We start from the raw sequence: 14383 nt of genomic DNA on the forward strand, positions 1-14383 counted from the left end.
TATGTTAGTGAGCGATCACTTACATAAGGAGGACGCAAGGTCAAGGGGCCGGCCCTTGGGCCACACGTGAAAGCCCCCATGAGGCGCCGGACGCGGCCGGATGCCGGCAACGCCTCGGGCTTCTGTCGGGATCGGTCTGTCAAGGTCGGCAAGGTTGAGGGCGGGTGAGCGGCGTTTGGCACGGCTTCCTGCCGAGCGCGCACGGTCACACGAACACGCCCGCCAACGCGGCGGCGAGCAGCGTGCCGTCATGGGCGGCGAGTTGCAGCCGCGAGGGCCGGCCCCTCTCATGCACCATCAACGTGGCGCCGCACATGGCGAGCGACCAGCCGGCGCCGACCGCGAGGAAGGCGGTGCCGATACTAAGCGCGTCCGGCAGCAGGCGGACCAGCGCCGCCGCGACCGCGCAGAGCATCACCGCGCCCACCGCGAGAGCCGGCGCGCCGATCCGGCGGGCGAGCACGCCGCCGGCCAGCGCCGGCCCGTACATCGCCACCACATGCCAGGCGACGATGCCGGACACCAGCGGCACGCTGACGCCGCAGCCGATCAGCGCCAGCGGCGCCCCGGCCATGGCGGAGGTCATGGCGCCCCAGGCGAGCGCGCCGATCAGCGTCGGCAGCGCCAGCGCCCGCCAGGCGAGAGCGGGGTGGGCCCCCGTCTGGCGGGCCGCCTGCGCCGCCTCGACGGTGAAATCGGCATGGGAAAAGCGCGCCTCGGGCAGCGTCACCGCAAAGCCGAGCGCGCCAAGCTGGGCCAGTGCGGCGAGCACCAGCGTCCCGGCGAAGGTGTAGGGCACGGCGAGCGCCTCGGCCTGCCCGGCGAGCAGCGGCCCGGCAAGGCCGGCCAGCGCGCCGGCACCGATGAGCCGGGCCACCGCGCCGGGCCGGCCGGCGGATTCCGCGCCGAAGGCGGCGGCGTGGCGGTAAAACATGCCGAAGCCCTGTGCCGCGCCGAGCCAGAAGGCGCCCAGCACCAGCGGCGCGAACAGCGCCGTCACCAGCGCATAGGCGCAGACGAGACCGCCCGCGACACCGAGGCTCGCCCCGAGCGCGAAGCCGGCCCGCCGGCCGAAAGCGTCGAGCAGCAGGCTGGCCGGCAGGCTGGCCAGCGCCGCGCCGCCGAGAAAGGCGGCGAGCGGCAGGCCGGAGACGGGCAGCAGGCCGAGCCGGTCGCCCGGCGGCGCCAGCATGTCACCGGCCAGCGGCAGCACGCCCAGCGTCAGCGCCTGCGCCAGCACCACCAGCGCGAAGCCGGCGGCAAGGCGGGCTTCGCCCGCTCCCCGGCGCAGGCCGAGCGCGCTGTCTTCCGGGCAGGCACAGCCGAGCCGGCCGGCGCGCGCGCCCTCCGTCTCCACGCCGAACAGGTCGCCGGCACTCATGGCCGCTCACCTCCGGGCGCGCCATGGCGGCCGTCCTCAAGGTCGTCATCCTTCAGCACGCGCAGCGCCGCGCCTTCCATGTCGTCATACTGGCCGGCACGCAGCGACCACATGAAGGCGAGAAGACCGAGCAGGCCAAGGCAGAGCGCGGCCGGCACGAGATAGAGAAGAACGGTCATTTGGCCTCCCGGATGTGTGCCGGAGCGGGCGCAGCAGTGGGGCCGCCGCGCGCGCGCAGCGCGTTGAGCGTGACGATCACCGACGAACCGGACATGGCGAGCGCGGCGATCAGCGGCGTCACCAGCCCGGCAATGGCGAGCGGCACGGCGATCAGATTGTAGACGATGGCGATCATCAGGTTCTCGCGCATCAGCCGGCGCGCCCGCGCGGCCACCGCCAGCGCGGCCTCGACCGGGGCGAGACGGTCGCCGAGGAACACCGCGTCGGCCTGCGCGCGGGTCACGTCGGCGGCGGTGATGGGCGAGAGCGAGACATGGGCGCTGGCCAGAGAGGGCGCGTCATTGATGCCGTCGCCGACCATCAGCACGCGGTGCCCTTCGGCGGCGAGGCTGTCGAGCACGGCGATCTTGTCGGCCGGGCGCGCCTGCGACCACCAGTCCTCGACGCCCAGAGTCGCGGCGACGGGGGCCACCGCTTCCGTCCGGTCGCCGGAAAGGACGACAATGCGCAGCCCCTCGCCCCGGCGCCCGCCAAAGTTCTTCAGCCGACTTATGACCTGCGCCGCGTCCGGCCGCAGCGTCTGGCGGATTTCCAGCACCGCGCAGGTCTCGCCGAGCCGCACCGCCACCAGCGAGGCATCGGGCGCGTGCCGCACGAGGTCGGCACAGCCGCAGAAGGCCGGGCTGCCGAGCCGTGCCGCGCGCCCGTCGATCATCGCCTCGATGCCCGCGCCGGAGGTCTCGCGCGCCTCGCGCACCGGCTCCGCGTCGGGATGGGTGGCGGCGATGGCGCGGGCGAGCGGGTGGGTACTGGCCAGCGCCAGCCGGGCCGCCGCCAGCAGCAAATCGGGCGGCACCGCCGCGGCATTGGCGACCGCCGGCTCCGGCAGGGTCAGCGTGCCGGTCTTGTCGAAGGCCACCGTGTCGATCTCGGCCAGCCGCTCGAAGGCATCGCCGGAATTGAGCAGGATGCCGTGGCGCATCAGCGTGCCGGCGGCCACCACCTGCACGGCCGGCACGGCCAGCGCCAGCGCGCAGGGGCAGGTGATGATGAGCACGGCGACGGCGATCAGCACCGCCTGATGCAGCGAGGCGCCGGCGATCAGCCAGCCGATCAGCGACAGCAGCGCGGTCGCGTGGACCACCGGCGCGTAGAGCCGGGCCGCCCGGTCGGCGAGCCGTACATAACGCCCACGCGCGGTTGCCGCCTTGTCGAGCAGGCGCTCGATTTCCTCCAGAAACGTGTCCTCGCCCGCCGCCGTGGTGCGCAGGCGCAGCGCGCCGTCCTGCACCAGGCTGCCGGCATGCACGCTGGCACCGGCCGAGACCGGGCGCGGCAGGGTCTCGCCGGTGACGAGGCTTTCATCCACGGCGCCGAAGCCCTCGACCACGATACCGTCCACCGGCGCCCGCTCGCCCGCGCTCACCAGCACCTCGTCGCCGGCCGTCACGGCGGCGGCGGGCACGGTGACGAGGCTGCCATCGGGCGCGAAGCGGCGCGCGCTGACCGCTTTCAGCGCGGCGAGATTGCCGGCCTCGGCCCGCGTCTTGCGGCGCATGGCGTGGTCGAGATAGCGCCCGGTGAGCAGGAAAAAGAGCAGCATCACCGCGGAATCGAAATAGGCGTGCTCGGCATGGTTCAGTGTCTCGAAGACGGAGACGCCGAGCGCCAGAATCACGCCGAGCGTGATCGGCACGTCCATGTTGAGCGAGCGCGCTTTCAGTGCCCGCAGGGCGCTGTGAAAGAACGGCTGGCCGGCATAGGCGGCGGCCGGCAGCGCGATCAGCGCCGAGAGCCAGTGGAACAGGTCGCGCGTCTCCGGCGTGATGTCGGTGGCATTGCCCGACCACACCGACACCGAGAGCAGCATGATGTTCATCGCCGCGAAGCCCGCCACGGCGAGGCAGCGCAACAGATGGCGCGCATTGGCGTGCTCGATCGCCTCCAGCCGGTCGGCCTCGAACGGGTAGGCGCGGTAGCCGATCCGGGCGAGCGCGTCGAGCACCGCCTCGGGCCGGGCCAGCGGCCGCGCGGTCCAGCCGACGGTGAGGCGGTGGGCGGTGTAATTCAGCCGCGCCCGGGCGACCCCGTCCAGCGCCTCGGCCGCATCCTCGATCTCGTCGATGCAGGCGGCGCAGTCGATGCCCTCGATGGCGAAGGCCATCTCCGCCTGCCCGCTGGCATCCTCCCGCAGAAACAGGGAGAAATCCCGCGCCGCCGGCTCGGCCCCCGCCGTCCCGGCAGGGGTCCTACGCTCCACCGGGCCGGGGGACGCGGAAAAGTCGATGACCTGCGCACCCATGACGACGACCTTCCGCCCGGCAGCTATTTGACGATGACGCGGTTCATCGAGCGGTAGAGCCGCTCGCCGTCGCGGGAGAAGTCGATCACCAGCTCCCACTGGCCGGGCGGAATCTCCCCGCGCGCATTCCACAGGCCGTCGGAAATTTCATGCGGTTGCAGCACGATATCCAGCCGGCGGTTGGTCGGATGATGCAGCTCGGCCGTGAGGTCGACACCGGACAGCGGCAGCCCGTGGTCGTCGCGCCCGCTCACCACCAGCCGGGTCGGCTCGACATGGGCGTCGACCTGCCAGTGCCGCTGCGCCTGCGCCGCCGCGGCTTCGCTTTCCCTGCGGAAATCAAGCCCGGCCTTGTAGGAGCTTTCCGTCTCCACCCCGCCGAAGCTCGTCACCGCTGCCCGCACGAGGAAGAAATTGGCCGCGAAGACGATGGCGAAAAAGCCGAGAAAGCAGGCGAGCACGGTACGCCCGGTGAGGGGCCGCCCGCCCGGCGGCGGCGTAAGATCGGTGGCATGGAAAGCCATGGCGGTGCTCCTCAGGGGCCCTTGAAGTGGTCGAACACGGTGCTGGTCTGGCCACCCGCGACATCGGTGATGGAGAAGGTGATGCCGAGCGAGGCTTCCGCCGGAAGCTTCGCGTGGGTCGAGAGCAGGACGCGCAGCTCATAGGTCTGGTCCGGGCCGACCTCGATCACCGGATGGCCGTTCTCGACCGCGCTCACCCCGCCGGCAACCTCCAGCCGGGCCTGCGGCACGCCCTCGACGGCGACGGCGAAGCGGCGCGGCATGGGCTGCTTGTTGACGATGCGCATCGTGTAGGCGTTGCGGATCGAGCCGTCCGAGAGCTGCACGAATAGCGGGTTGCGGTCATGCAGGACGGACACGCTCTCGGTGCCGCGCGCGGCGAGGCTGTAGACCATGATCCCGCCGATCACGGCGATCAGCGCGGCATAGAGCACGGTGCGGGCGCGCAATATCTTGGTGATCGGCGCCAGCCCCTTGCTGCGGCGCTCGACATTCATCTCGGTGTCGTAGGCGATCAGCGCGGTCGGCCGGCCGACCTTCTTCATCACCGTGTCGCAGGCGTCGATGCACAGGCCGCACTGGATGCAGGCGAGCTGGCTGCCGAGGCGGATATCCACGCCGGTCGGGCAGGCGGCGACGCATTGATGGCAATCGACGCAATCGCCCGCCGGCAGCCCCTCGCGCTTCAGCGCCTCGGTCTTCTTCAGCGAGCCGCGCGGCTCGCCGCGATCATAGCGATAGGTGACGTTCAGCGCGTATTCGTCGGTAAGCGCGGCCTGAATGCGCGGCCAGGGGCACATATAGGTGCACACCTGCTCGCGCATGTGGCCGGCCAGCACATAGGTGGTGAAGGTGAGGATGCCGATCCACAGATAGGCGACAGCGGGCCCCTCGCCCTTGAGAAGCTGCATGGTCAGCGTCGGCGCGTCGGCGAAATAGAGCACCCAGGCGCCGCCGGTCCACCAGGCGACCATGATCCAGAGGAAATGCTTGGCGGCGGCCTCGAAGGCGCGCTGGGCGCGCGAGGCGGTCTTCAGCTTCTCGCGGCGCTGGCGCGGATCGCCCTCGACCATGCGCTCGATCACCTGGAACAGGTCCGTCCACACGGTCTGCGGGCACAGATAGCCGCACCAGAGCCGGCCGGCGACGGCGTTCATCAGGAACAGCACCAGCGCGGCGAGGATCAGCAGGCCGGTGACGTAGTAGATTTCCTGCGGCCAGATCTCGATGAAGAAGAAGTAGAAGCGGCCATTGGCGAGGTCGACCAGCACCGCCTGCGAGGGCGCGTTCGGCCCGCGATCCCAGCGGACGAAGGGCAGCAGATAATAGATGCCGAGCGTGATGATCAGCAGCGTCCACTTGATGCGGCGGAACGTGCCGTGGACGGCGATCGGGTAGATCTTGCGCCGCGACTCATAGAGCGGGCCGTCGATCTCGGTTTCCACGGTTTCAGGTTTGCTTGCCACGTTCATCATCTTCCCCGGCACGGCGACAGCTTCTTGTAGGCTTTCGAAGCTACGCCTTTGATCCGGGCGATGCCGGGCGGGAAAATGCTTATGCGGCGGCACGCCACGGGCTCGCCGAGGCCCTCACCTCGCCCCTGCCTCGGCCCTCACGCCGTCATCCCGGACAGGTCCATTGGACCGATCCGGGATCATTGTCGGGGCTGGCGCGGCCGGGATCCGATCAGGCGATTCCACCTGATCGGAAAGGGCTTTAGCTGCCGCCGCCCAGCGAGTGGACATACACGGTCAGCGCCTTGATCGTCGTCGGGTCGAGGCGGCCCGACCAGGCCGGCATGATGCCGGCGCGGCCATTGGTGATGGTGGCGATCACGCTGTCGCGGTCGGAACCATAGAGCCAGATGCCGTCGGTGAGGTTCGGCGCGCCAAGCTCGATATTGCCCTTGCCGTCGGCGCCGTGGCAGGCGGCGCAATTGGCCTCGAACAGTTCCTTGCCCTTGGTGAGGTCGGGCGTGACCCCGGCCGGCACCGGCAGGTTGCCGAGCGAGCGCACATAATCGGCCACCACGACGACCTCGGGACGCGTCAGGATGCCGTCGCGGCCAAAGGCCGGCATGTCGCCGACATGCGCGTCGGGATCGGCCGAGCGGATGCCGTGCAGCAGGGTCTGCTGGATCTGCTCCAGCGAACCGCCCCACATCCAGTCGTCATCGTTCAGGTTCGGGTAGCCTTTGGAGCCGCCCGCACCCGCGCCATGGCAGGGCGCGCAATTGTCGCCGAAGGCGGCGCGGCCCTGCGCGCGGGCGAAGGACAGCAGCGCCGGCGTGCTCTCGATCTGCTCCAGCGAGGCCGCGTCCAGCTTGTCGGCGAAGGCCGCGCGCTGGGCCCGCAGATCGGCGAGCTGGACCTGCACCGCGTCGCGCGACTTCCAGCCGAACACGCCGCTCGTATAGGAGCTGACCAGCGGCCAGGCCGGGTAGACCACCCAATAGGCCACCGACCAGACGATGCAGAGGTAGAAGACCCACAGCCACCAGCGCGGCAGCGGGTTGTTCAGCTCGCGAATGCCGTCCCACTCGTGGCCGGTGGTCGAGACGCCGGTGATGGCGTCCACATCGTTCTTGTGAATGTCGGCCATGATGTCAGTCCTCGCTCAGAGGCAGGCGGGCGGCGTGGTCGAACTGCGCCTTGCGCGAGGGCGAGAGCGCGTAGATCAGCACGCAGAGGAAAATGCCCACGAAGTAGAGGAGCCCCCAGGTCTGGGCGAATTCCGCGAGGGCGCGATAGGTCTCGTTCATGGATGCCTCCTCAGCGGATGTTCGCCTTGTCGTCATAGAGCTTGAAGTCGACCATGGTGCCGAGCGCCTGGAGATAGGCGATCAGCGCGTCGGCTTCGGTGAGGGCCCCGGGGTTGCCGTCGAAATCGCGGACCTGCGCGCCGGGATACCGCTTCTGCAGATCATCCACGTCGCCGTCGGGCGAGGCCTGGAGGCGCAGATCGGCGATCGCCGATGCCTGCATCTCCTCCGTGTAGGGCACGCCGAGTATCGCGTTGACCGTGATGTCCTCGCCGATATTGGCGAATTTCAGCGGCGTCTTTTCCAGGAACGGGTAGCCCGGCATGATCGAGCCCGGCACGACCGAACGCGGATCGGCCAGATGCTGGCGCTGCCATTCGTCGGAATATTTGTTGCCGACGCGGGCAAGGTCCGGCCCGGTGCGCTTGGAGCCCCACTGGAACGGGCGGTCATACATGCTCTCGGCCGCCAGCGAGTAGTGGCCGTAGCGTTCCACCTCGTCGCGCAGCGGGCGCACCATCTGCGAGTGGCAGTTGTAGCAGCCTTCGCGGACATAGATGTTGCGGCCGGCGAGTTCCAGCGGCGTCCAGGGACGCACGCCGGAGACCTTCTCGATGGTGCTCTTGAGGTAGAACAGCGGCACGATCTCGACGAGCCCGCCGACCGAGATCACCAGCAGGATGCCGATGATCAGCCAGATCGAGTTCTTCTCGAAGAAGGCATGCTTGGCCCAGAGCGACGACTTCTTGGGGGTTGCGGCCAGTTCAGCCATTTTTGTGTCCTCACTCAGCCGGCACGAGGGACGGGGTGTGCACGCCAGTATCTGCCTCGACGGTGCTCGGCTGGCGGATGGTCATGAAGATGTTGAAGGCCATCAGCAGCCCGCCGATCAGGAACAGCACGCCGCCCAGGGCGCGGATGATGTAGAAGGGGTGCATCGCCTCGACGGTCTCGATGAAGGAATATTCGAGGAAGCCGAGCGAGGTGTAGGCGCGCCACATCAGGCCCTGAAGGATGCCCGCCACCCACATCGACGAGATGTAGAAGACGATGCCGATGGTGGAGATCCAGAAGTGCCAGTTGACGAGGCGCAGCGAGTACAGTTCGCGCTTCTGCCAGAGCCAGGGCACCAGGCAGTAGATCGCGCCGAAGGAGATGTAGGCGACCCAGCCGAGCGCGCCGGAATGCACATGGCCGATGGTCCAGTCGGTGTAGTGGGACAGCGAGTTCACCGCCTTCACCGACATCAGCGGGCCTTCGAAGGTCGACATGCCGTAGAAGGCGACGGAGACGACCATCATGCGCAGCACCGGGTCGGTGCGCAGCTTGTCCCAGGCGCCCGAGAGCGTCATCAGGCCGTTGATCATGCCGCCCCAGGAGGGCATCCACAGCATGATCGAGAAGGTCATGCCCAGCGTCTGCGCCCAGTCCGGCAGCGCCGTGTAGTGCAGGTGATGCGGGCCGGCCCAGATGTAGAGGAAGATCAGCGCCCAGAAGTGGATGATCGAGAGCCGGTAGGAATAGACCGGCCGGTCGGCGCGCTTGGGAATGAAGTAGTACATGATGGCGAGGAAGCCGGCGGTCAGGAAGAAGCCGACCGCGTTGTGGCCGTACCACCACTGCACCATGGCATCCTGCACGCCCGACCAGACGATGTAGGATTTGGGCGAGAACACCGAGATCGGGATGGTCGCGTTATTGCCGAGATGCAGCACGGCAATGGTGACGATGAAGGCGAGATAGAACCAGTTCGCCACATAGATGTGCGGCTCCTGCCGGCGCCACAGCGTGGCGAGGAAGACCAGCAGATACGTCACCCACACAACCGTCAGCCACAGATCGGCATACCATTCCGGCTCGGCGTATTCCTTGCCCTGGGTGATGCCCAGCAGATAGCCGGTGCCGGCAATGACGATGAAGAAATTGTAGCCGAGCACGACGAACCACGGCGCCAGATAACCGGCGAGCCGGGCGCGCGAGGTGCGCTGCACCACATAGAAGGAGGTCGCGATCAGCACGTTGCCGCCAAAGGCGAAGATCACCGCCGAGGTGTGCAGCGGGCGCAGCCGGCCGAAGGCGATCCAGGGCAGGTCGAAATTCAGCGCCGGGAAGGCGAGCTGGAAGGCGATGATGACGCCGACGAGGAAGCCGGCGAGGCCCCAGAACACGGAGGCGAGGGTAGCGAACTTCACCGGGCCGAAATTGTAGTTCGGCTTGCCGTCGATCATCAGCGGCGGCAGCGCGGCCGGCCGGTCCATATAGCGGTTGAGAATGACGAACACCGTCGCCAGGCTCGCAAAGGCCGACAGATAGGCGTGGAAGGCATAGGCGCTGTCCTGTGCCTTGGCCGCCACGGTGATGCTGGATAGCGCCAGAAGCGCGAAGACGACGGCAAGGCCCCCCTCGCCGAATGTCAGACTCTTCCGTACGCCACCGACGGCGCTGCTCTGCTGCGACATGCGACCCTCCTCGCCCGGTTCAGGCCGGACATGCCCGCACGGGACATGTCCACTCTGGACCTGGAACGACTCCATTTTTCCGGGTGGAGCTTTCGCGCTGCGGAAGGTGCGCAGCGTTGATGCAGATCAAGCCTAGGTGTCTTCACGGACGCGCGAGCCCGGCGGCGCAATGACGCGGCGCAAGCGTGGGGCCGGCCGGCGGCGGCCCGCGACGGCCCCACGCTCCCGAACCCGTCGCGCCGACGGAGCGCCCCTCATCCCCGCCCCATGCCGGGTGTCCTTCGCCCCCGCGCATTGCCCGGCCACTTGCCCGGCGCGGGCGCGGGCGTCTAAGAGAAACACCGTCCCGCCGGCCAGCCGCCGCGCGGGATTTGGCGAAGAGGGCAACGTGCTGCGCGCGATCCGGTTTCTGCTGCGCTTTCTCGGTATCTGGCTGCTCGCCGGCGGCTTTGTCGCGCTGGTGCTGGACGGGGTGCGCTCGATCGCCTCCTCGGAAGTGGTCGCCACGCCGCTGGGCGTCACCTGGCTCGCCAGCCATGAGGACAGCCTCGCCGCCTTCCAGCGATGGGTAAGCGACACGCTGCCCGGCGGGACCTGGGACCTTCTCGTCGCCCCGGTGCTGCAAACGCCGCTGTTCATCGTGCTCGCCGTGATCGGCCTCGTGCTCATGCTGCTCGGCCGCCCGCGCCCGGCCTGAGCGCCCCGCCCACCTGCCGGCGCGACCCTCGCAAAACCCGCCGCCGCTTCCTACATTGGCGGCACACATAGCGAGGACGGACCATGTTCTTCTTCAAGAAGAGTGACGACCTGCCGACCGCGGCCAATGCCCTGCCCGGCCGGGCGCAGCCTTTGCCCACCGCCAGCCATCACGCGGTCAACCACAATCCGCTCAAGGGGCCCTATCCCGAGGGCTTCGAGACCGCGATCTTCGCTCTGGGCTGCTTCTGGGGCGCCGAGCGCAAGTTCTGGCAGACGCCGGGCGTCTGGGTGACGGCGGTCGGCTACATCAACGGCATCACCCCGAACCCGACCTATGAGGAAACCTGCACCGGCCTCACCGGCCATGCCGAGGCGGTGCTGGTGGTGTTCGACCCGGCCGTGATCAGCTACGCGCAGCTTCTCAAGCTGTTCTTCGAGAACCACGACCCGACGCAGGGCATGCGCCAGGGCAATGATGTCGGCACCACCTACCGTTCCGGCATCTACCCCACCTCACCCGCCCAGCACGCGGCGGCGCAGGCGGCCAGGGCCTCCTATGAGGCCGCGCTGAAGGCCAAGGGCTACCCGCCGATCACCACCGAGATCGTCGACGCCCCGGTGTTCTATTTCGCCGAGACCTATCACCAGCAATATCTCGCCAAGAACCCGAACGGCTATTGCGCCCTCGCCGGCACCGGCGTGTCCTGCCCGATCGGCACCGGCGTGAGCGCGTAGGACGAGCGGCGGCGGGTTCGCCCGCCGCCGACCCTCCCCCTTTCCGGGGATGTCGATTATTGGTCGGATCGCGTCGGGCGCCTTCCGCCGGGTGGGCCTGCGGCGGTAATCTGCGGCACCTTGAGCTGAACGAGGGACCGCCGTGACCACCGCCCGCCTGTCGATCCGCTTCTGCCTGCCCGCGCTCCTCGCCCTGCTGCTGCCGCTCTGCGCACAGGCACAGCAACCCGCGCCGAAGCTGCCGGTGGTTCTGCGCGATGCCCGCTATTGCGAGATCGTGCCCATTCATGTGACGCGGGTGGGGCTGCGCGCCTCGGTCTACAACACGCTCGGCTTCGACGACTGTCCGGCCGACAAGTGGGACGCCCTCAGCCGGCTGGAGCTGCTTCGCCAGTTCGACACCCTCGCCGTGGTGATGAACGGGCCGCGCCATTTCCTCATGGACGACATCATCGCCAGCGGCGCCACCAAGACCGGCGAGGTCATCACCATTGGCGGCATAACGCTGGCCAAGCGCGCCGAGGTCGGGCTGTCGCTGCACCAGGCCATGGGGCCCGCCTTCACCGAGCAGACCATAGAGCGCGACACGACCTATCGTTTCGACGCCGGCAAGCCGGTCTTCACCCTCACCGCACCCGACGGGGCGGTCTATGTGATGCAGTCCTACGCTCAGATCGTCGACCCCGCGCTCGCCTATGCCGACCTGCCCAGCCTCGGCGCCAAGCTGACACTGCCGGCGGGCTGGACTTATGGCACGCGCACGCCGGACAAGGACCTGCTGCTCACCGCCACCGGCACGGCGACGGTGGTTCAGGACGACCTCAAGAACACCTATCAGAAGATGGTGCCGCAGAACTGAGGGCCATCCGGCAACGGGCGCCCGAACGCCCCGGAGCTTTGCCGCGCCTGTGCCGCGCCTCTTCTTGCCGCACCTCTTGCCGCCGGCCCGGCGCCGTGGCACCCCTCTCGCAGTCGCGAAAGGGAACGGACCCCCATGCAGAAGATCATCGAACGCGTCATCTTCATCAGCCGCTGGATCATGGCGCCGTTCTATCTCGGCCTCGTCATCGCGCTGCTCGTGCTGCTGTTCAAGTTCGGCCATGAGCTGCTCCACTTCGTCACCCATGCCTATGACTCGGACGAGAGCGACATCATCCTCGGCCTGCTCGCGCTGATCGACCTCACCTTCACCGGCAGCCTGGTGATCATCGTGATCTTCTCCGGCTATGAGAATTTCGTCTCGCGCATCGACGCCGAGGGCCATGAAAACTGGCCGGAATGGATGACCAAGGTCGATTTCGCCGGCCTCAAGCAGAAGCTGCTCGCCTCGATCGTCGCCATTTCCGCCATCGCCCTGCTCAAGGCCTTCATGAATCTCGACAAGGGCGTGGATGAGAAGCAGCTCATGTGGCTCGTCATCATCCACATGGTGTTCGTCGTCTCCGGCGTGGTGCTGGCCTGGACCGACCGGCTGTCGGAAAAGAGCCACTGATTTACCGGTTGAATGACGTTTATTGACTTCAATGAACGTAATTTTTGTGTAATAAATAAACGATCCTTTCCGCCAGCGCGACCCGATCCGATATGAGCACTGAGACGCCGACGCCCGCCCCCTCCCGCCGCGCCGCCCCGAACGGGGCGCGCATGGCGCCGCTGGCGCGCCTGCCGGTGTTCTTCACGCTGGAGGGACGGCGCGTGGTGCTGGCCGGCGGCTCGGAAGCCGCCGCCTGGAAGGCCGAGCTGCTCGCCGCCGCCGGCGCCGACCTCATCGTCTATGCCGCCGAGTTCTGCGAGGATCTACTCGCTCTCGCCGCCGCCCCGCCCGCCGGTGCGATCACCCTCATCGTCCGCGAGTGGACGCCGGAGGATCTGCATGGGGCTGCACTGGCCATCGGGGCGCTGGAAGAGGAAGAGGACTGCGCCCGCTTCCGCGCCGCCGCGCAAGACGCCGGCGTGCCGGTCAATGTGGTCGACAAGCCCGCTTATTGCGACTTCGCCTTTGGCGCCATCGTCAACCGCTCGCCGCTGGTGGTGGGCATCTCCACCGACGGTGCCGCCCCGGTGTTCGGGCAGGCGGTGCGGGCCAAGATCGAGGCGGTAATCCCGCAGGGCTTCAAGCGGTGGGCCGAGGCGGCGCGGCAATGGCGCCCGGCGGTGCAGGCGCTGGAACTGTCCTATCAGGGCCGCCGCCGCTTCTGGGAGCGTTTCACCGGCGCCGCGCTGGAGACGCCCGAGGAGGAGCCTTCCGAGGCGCTCAAGGCCGAGTTGCTGGCGGATGCGCGCGGCGCGCGCAGCGACACGCCGCGCGGCTCGGTGGCGCTGGTCGGCGCCGGGCCGGGCGACCCAGAACTGCTGACGCTCAAGGCCGTGCGCGTGCTCCAGTCCGCCGATGTGGTGCTCTATGACGATCTCGTCGCCCCGGCGGTGCTCGATGTCGCCCGCCGCGAGGCGAGGAAGATGCTGGTCGGCAAGACCGGCTACAAGCCCTCCTGCAAGCAGGACGACATCAACGCGCTGATGGTCTCGCTGGCCAGGCAGGGCAAGCGCGTGGTGCGGCTCAAGGGCGGCGACCCGATGGTGTTCGGCCGCGCCGGCGAGGAGATCGCCGCCGCCCGCCTCGCCGGGCTGCCGGTCGAGGTGGTGCCGGGCATCACCGCCGCGCAGGGCGCCGCGAGCCGGCTCGCCACCTCGCTCACCCATCGCGACCATGCCCGCCGGCTGCAGTTCATCACCGCCCATGCGAGAGACGGCAAGCTGCCGCGCGATCTCGACTGGGGCGCGCTGGCCGATCCGGCGGCGACCACGGTGGTCTACATGCCGCAGCGCACCTGGGCCGAACTGGCCGGGAAGGCGATGGCCGCCGGGCTCGATCCCGCGACGCCCGCCATCGCCATCTTCTCCGCCACCCGCCCGCAGGAACGGCAGGTGCCGGCCACCGTCGGCACGCTCGGCGAGGCGCTGGCGCAGGCGGTCGCGGACGGCGCGAGCGGCCCCTGCCTCGTCCTGTTCGGCCATGCGCTCGGCGAAGCCCCCGCCTTCGCCGCGCTGGACGCCGACAGGGATGCGCAGGCCGCGCAGGGGTAATAGCTACGCCGTCATCCCGGACGGCCGCAGGCCGATCCGGGATCGCGTGCCGCGTGAGCACTGTCATCCGTCTGCGTCCTTCGAGGCCCGGGCCTTGCCCGGGCACCTCAGGATGACGGCGTTGCGCAGATCTCCGTCATGCTGAGGCGCGAGCACAGCGAGCCTCGAAGCACGCAGACGCGCAGGCCGCGGAGAGGTAGCCCCCTTCGCCGTCATCCCGGACGGCCGGGGCTCGAGCCGGGATCGCGTGCCGCGTGA

At 68.8% G+C, this 14383-nt stretch carries 14 protein-coding genes; 5 read left to right on the forward strand and 9 right to left on the reverse strand.

The features are described 5' to 3' along the window. Positions 1-205 precede the first annotated feature (205 nt). From KIP89_RS06510 to ccoN, 9 genes are all read right to left on the reverse strand, one after another. Positions 206-1381, reverse strand: coding sequence for an MFS transporter (locus tag KIP89_RS06510; protein ID WP_213754609.1), 1176 nt, complete (start codon positions 1379-1381; stop codon positions 206-208). Next, positions 1378-1560, reverse strand: a complete 183-nt coding sequence (ccoS, locus tag KIP89_RS06515; RefSeq protein ID WP_213754610.1) for a cbb3-type cytochrome oxidase assembly protein CcoS — start codon at positions 1558-1560, stop codon at positions 1378-1380. The genes KIP89_RS06510 and ccoS overlap by 4 nt, the downstream gene beginning before the upstream one ends. Next, positions 1557-3863, reverse strand: a complete 2307-nt coding sequence (locus tag KIP89_RS06520) for a heavy metal translocating P-type ATPase (protein WP_213754611.1) — start codon at positions 3861-3863, stop codon at positions 1557-1559. Before KIP89_RS06520 ends, ccoS begins: the two co-directional genes overlap by 4 nt. A gap of 23 nt (positions 3864-3886) precedes the next feature. Beyond that, the gene (locus KIP89_RS06525) at positions 3887-4387 is read right to left on the reverse strand and encodes a FixH family protein (protein ID WP_213754612.1); all 501 of its coding nucleotides are present in this window, start codon (positions 4385-4387) and stop codon (positions 3887-3889) included. An 11-nt stretch (positions 4388-4398) separates the two neighbouring features. Beyond that, positions 4399-5859 (reverse strand): cytochrome c oxidase accessory protein CcoG, encoded by a 1461-nt coding sequence (gene ccoG, locus KIP89_RS06530; protein WP_213755401.1) that lies wholly within the window; start codon positions 5857-5859, stop codon positions 4399-4401. 244 nt (positions 5860-6103) lie between these two features. After that, a complete protein-coding gene (gene ccoP / locus KIP89_RS06535; RefSeq protein ID WP_213754613.1) occupies positions 6104-6988 on the reverse strand; it encodes a cytochrome-c oxidase, cbb3-type subunit III in 885 nt (294 codons plus the stop codon). A 4-nt stretch (positions 6989-6992) separates the two neighbouring features. After that, positions 6993-7148 (reverse strand): cbb3-type cytochrome c oxidase subunit 3, encoded by a 156-nt coding sequence (locus KIP89_RS06540; protein WP_213754614.1) that lies wholly within the window; start codon positions 7146-7148, stop codon positions 6993-6995. A 10-nt stretch (positions 7149-7158) separates the two neighbouring features. Then, positions 7159-7920: a cytochrome-c oxidase, cbb3-type subunit II gene (gene ccoO / locus KIP89_RS06545; protein WP_213754615.1), complete on the reverse strand. Its 762-nt coding sequence runs from the start codon at positions 7918-7920 to the stop codon at positions 7159-7161. A 10-nt stretch (positions 7921-7930) separates the two neighbouring features. After that, positions 7931-9607: a cytochrome-c oxidase, cbb3-type subunit I gene (gene ccoN / locus KIP89_RS06550; protein ID WP_213754616.1), complete on the reverse strand. Its 1677-nt coding sequence runs from the start codon at positions 9605-9607 to the stop codon at positions 7931-7933. Between the two features lie 388 nt (positions 9608-9995). On the opposite strand from ccoN, the gene KIP89_RS06555 reads away from it, so the two are divergent. The 5 genes from KIP89_RS06555 to cysG all read left to right on the forward strand — a co-directional run bounded on the left by KIP89_RS06555 (position 9996) and on the right by cysG (position 14125). Then, on the forward strand, positions 9996-10304 hold the full coding sequence (locus tag KIP89_RS06555; protein ID WP_369807061.1) for a hypothetical protein: 309 nt from the start codon (positions 9996-9998) through the stop codon (positions 10302-10304). A gap of 83 nt (positions 10305-10387) precedes the next feature. After that, a complete protein-coding gene (msrA, locus tag KIP89_RS06560; protein ID WP_213754617.1) occupies positions 10388-11041 on the forward strand; it encodes a peptide-methionine (S)-S-oxide reductase MsrA in 654 nt (217 codons plus the stop codon). 142 nt (positions 11042-11183) lie between these two features. Continuing rightward, the gene (locus KIP89_RS06565) at positions 11184-11900 is read left to right on the forward strand and encodes a hypothetical protein (RefSeq protein WP_369807062.1); all 717 of its coding nucleotides are present in this window, start codon (positions 11184-11186) and stop codon (positions 11898-11900) included. A 135-nt stretch (positions 11901-12035) separates the two neighbouring features. Next, positions 12036-12533, forward strand: a complete 498-nt coding sequence (locus tag KIP89_RS06570) for a TIGR00645 family protein (protein ID WP_213754618.1) — start codon at positions 12036-12038, stop codon at positions 12531-12533. Between the two features lie 92 nt (positions 12534-12625). After that, the gene (cysG, locus tag KIP89_RS06575; RefSeq protein ID WP_250152249.1) at positions 12626-14125 is read left to right on the forward strand and encodes a siroheme synthase CysG; all 1500 of its coding nucleotides are present in this window, start codon (positions 12626-12628) and stop codon (positions 14123-14125) included. The last annotated feature ends 258 nt before the right edge of the window (positions 14126-14383 follow it).

It is taken from the genome of Ancylobacter radicis, from assembly GCF_018449475.1.
Lineage (GTDB): Bacteria > Pseudomonadota > Alphaproteobacteria > Rhizobiales > Xanthobacteraceae > Ancylobacter > Ancylobacter radicis.

What these genes read in the sequence shown, in the direction of transcription:
- KIP89_RS06510 (WP_213754609.1), bottom strand. Translation starts at nt 1,381, where the DNA reads ATGAGTGCCGGCGACCTGTTCGGCGTGGAGACGGAGGGCGCGCGCGCC.
- ccoS (WP_213754610.1), bottom strand. Translation starts at nt 1,560, where the DNA reads ATGACCGTTCTTCTCTATCTCGTGCCGGCCGCGCTCTGCCTTGGCCTG.
- KIP89_RS06520 (WP_213754611.1), bottom strand. Translation starts at nt 3,863, where the DNA reads ATGGGTGCGCAGGTCATCGACTTTTCCGCGTCCCCCGGCCCGGTGGAG.
- KIP89_RS06525 (WP_213754612.1), bottom strand. Translation starts at nt 4,387, where the DNA reads ATGGCTTTCCATGCCACCGATCTTACGCCGCCGCCGGGCGGGCGGCCC.
- ccoG (WP_213755401.1), bottom strand. Translation starts at nt 5,859, where the DNA reads ATGAACGTGGCAAGCAAACCTGAAACCGTGGAAACCGAGATCGACGGC.
- ccoP (WP_213754613.1), bottom strand. Translation starts at nt 6,988, where the DNA reads ATGGCCGACATTCACAAGAACGATGTGGACGCCATCACCGGCGTCTCG.
- KIP89_RS06540 (WP_213754614.1), bottom strand. Translation starts at nt 7,148, where the DNA reads ATGAACGAGACCTATCGCGCCCTCGCGGAATTCGCCCAGACCTGGGGG.
- ccoO (WP_213754615.1), bottom strand. Translation starts at nt 7,920, where the DNA reads ATGGCTGAACTGGCCGCAACCCCCAAGAAGTCGTCGCTCTGGGCCAAG.
- ccoN (WP_213754616.1), bottom strand. Translation starts at nt 9,607, where the DNA reads ATGTCGCAGCAGAGCAGCGCCGTCGGTGGCGTACGGAAGAGTCTGACA.
- msrA (WP_213754617.1), top strand. Translation starts at nt 10,388, where the DNA reads ATGTTCTTCTTCAAGAAGAGTGACGACCTGCCGACCGCGGCCAATGCC.
- KIP89_RS06570 (WP_213754618.1), top strand. Translation starts at nt 12,036, where the DNA reads ATGCAGAAGATCATCGAACGCGTCATCTTCATCAGCCGCTGGATCATG.
- cysG (WP_250152249.1), top strand. Translation starts at nt 12,626, where the DNA reads ATGAGCACTGAGACGCCGACGCCCGCCCCCTCCCGCCGCGCCGCCCCG.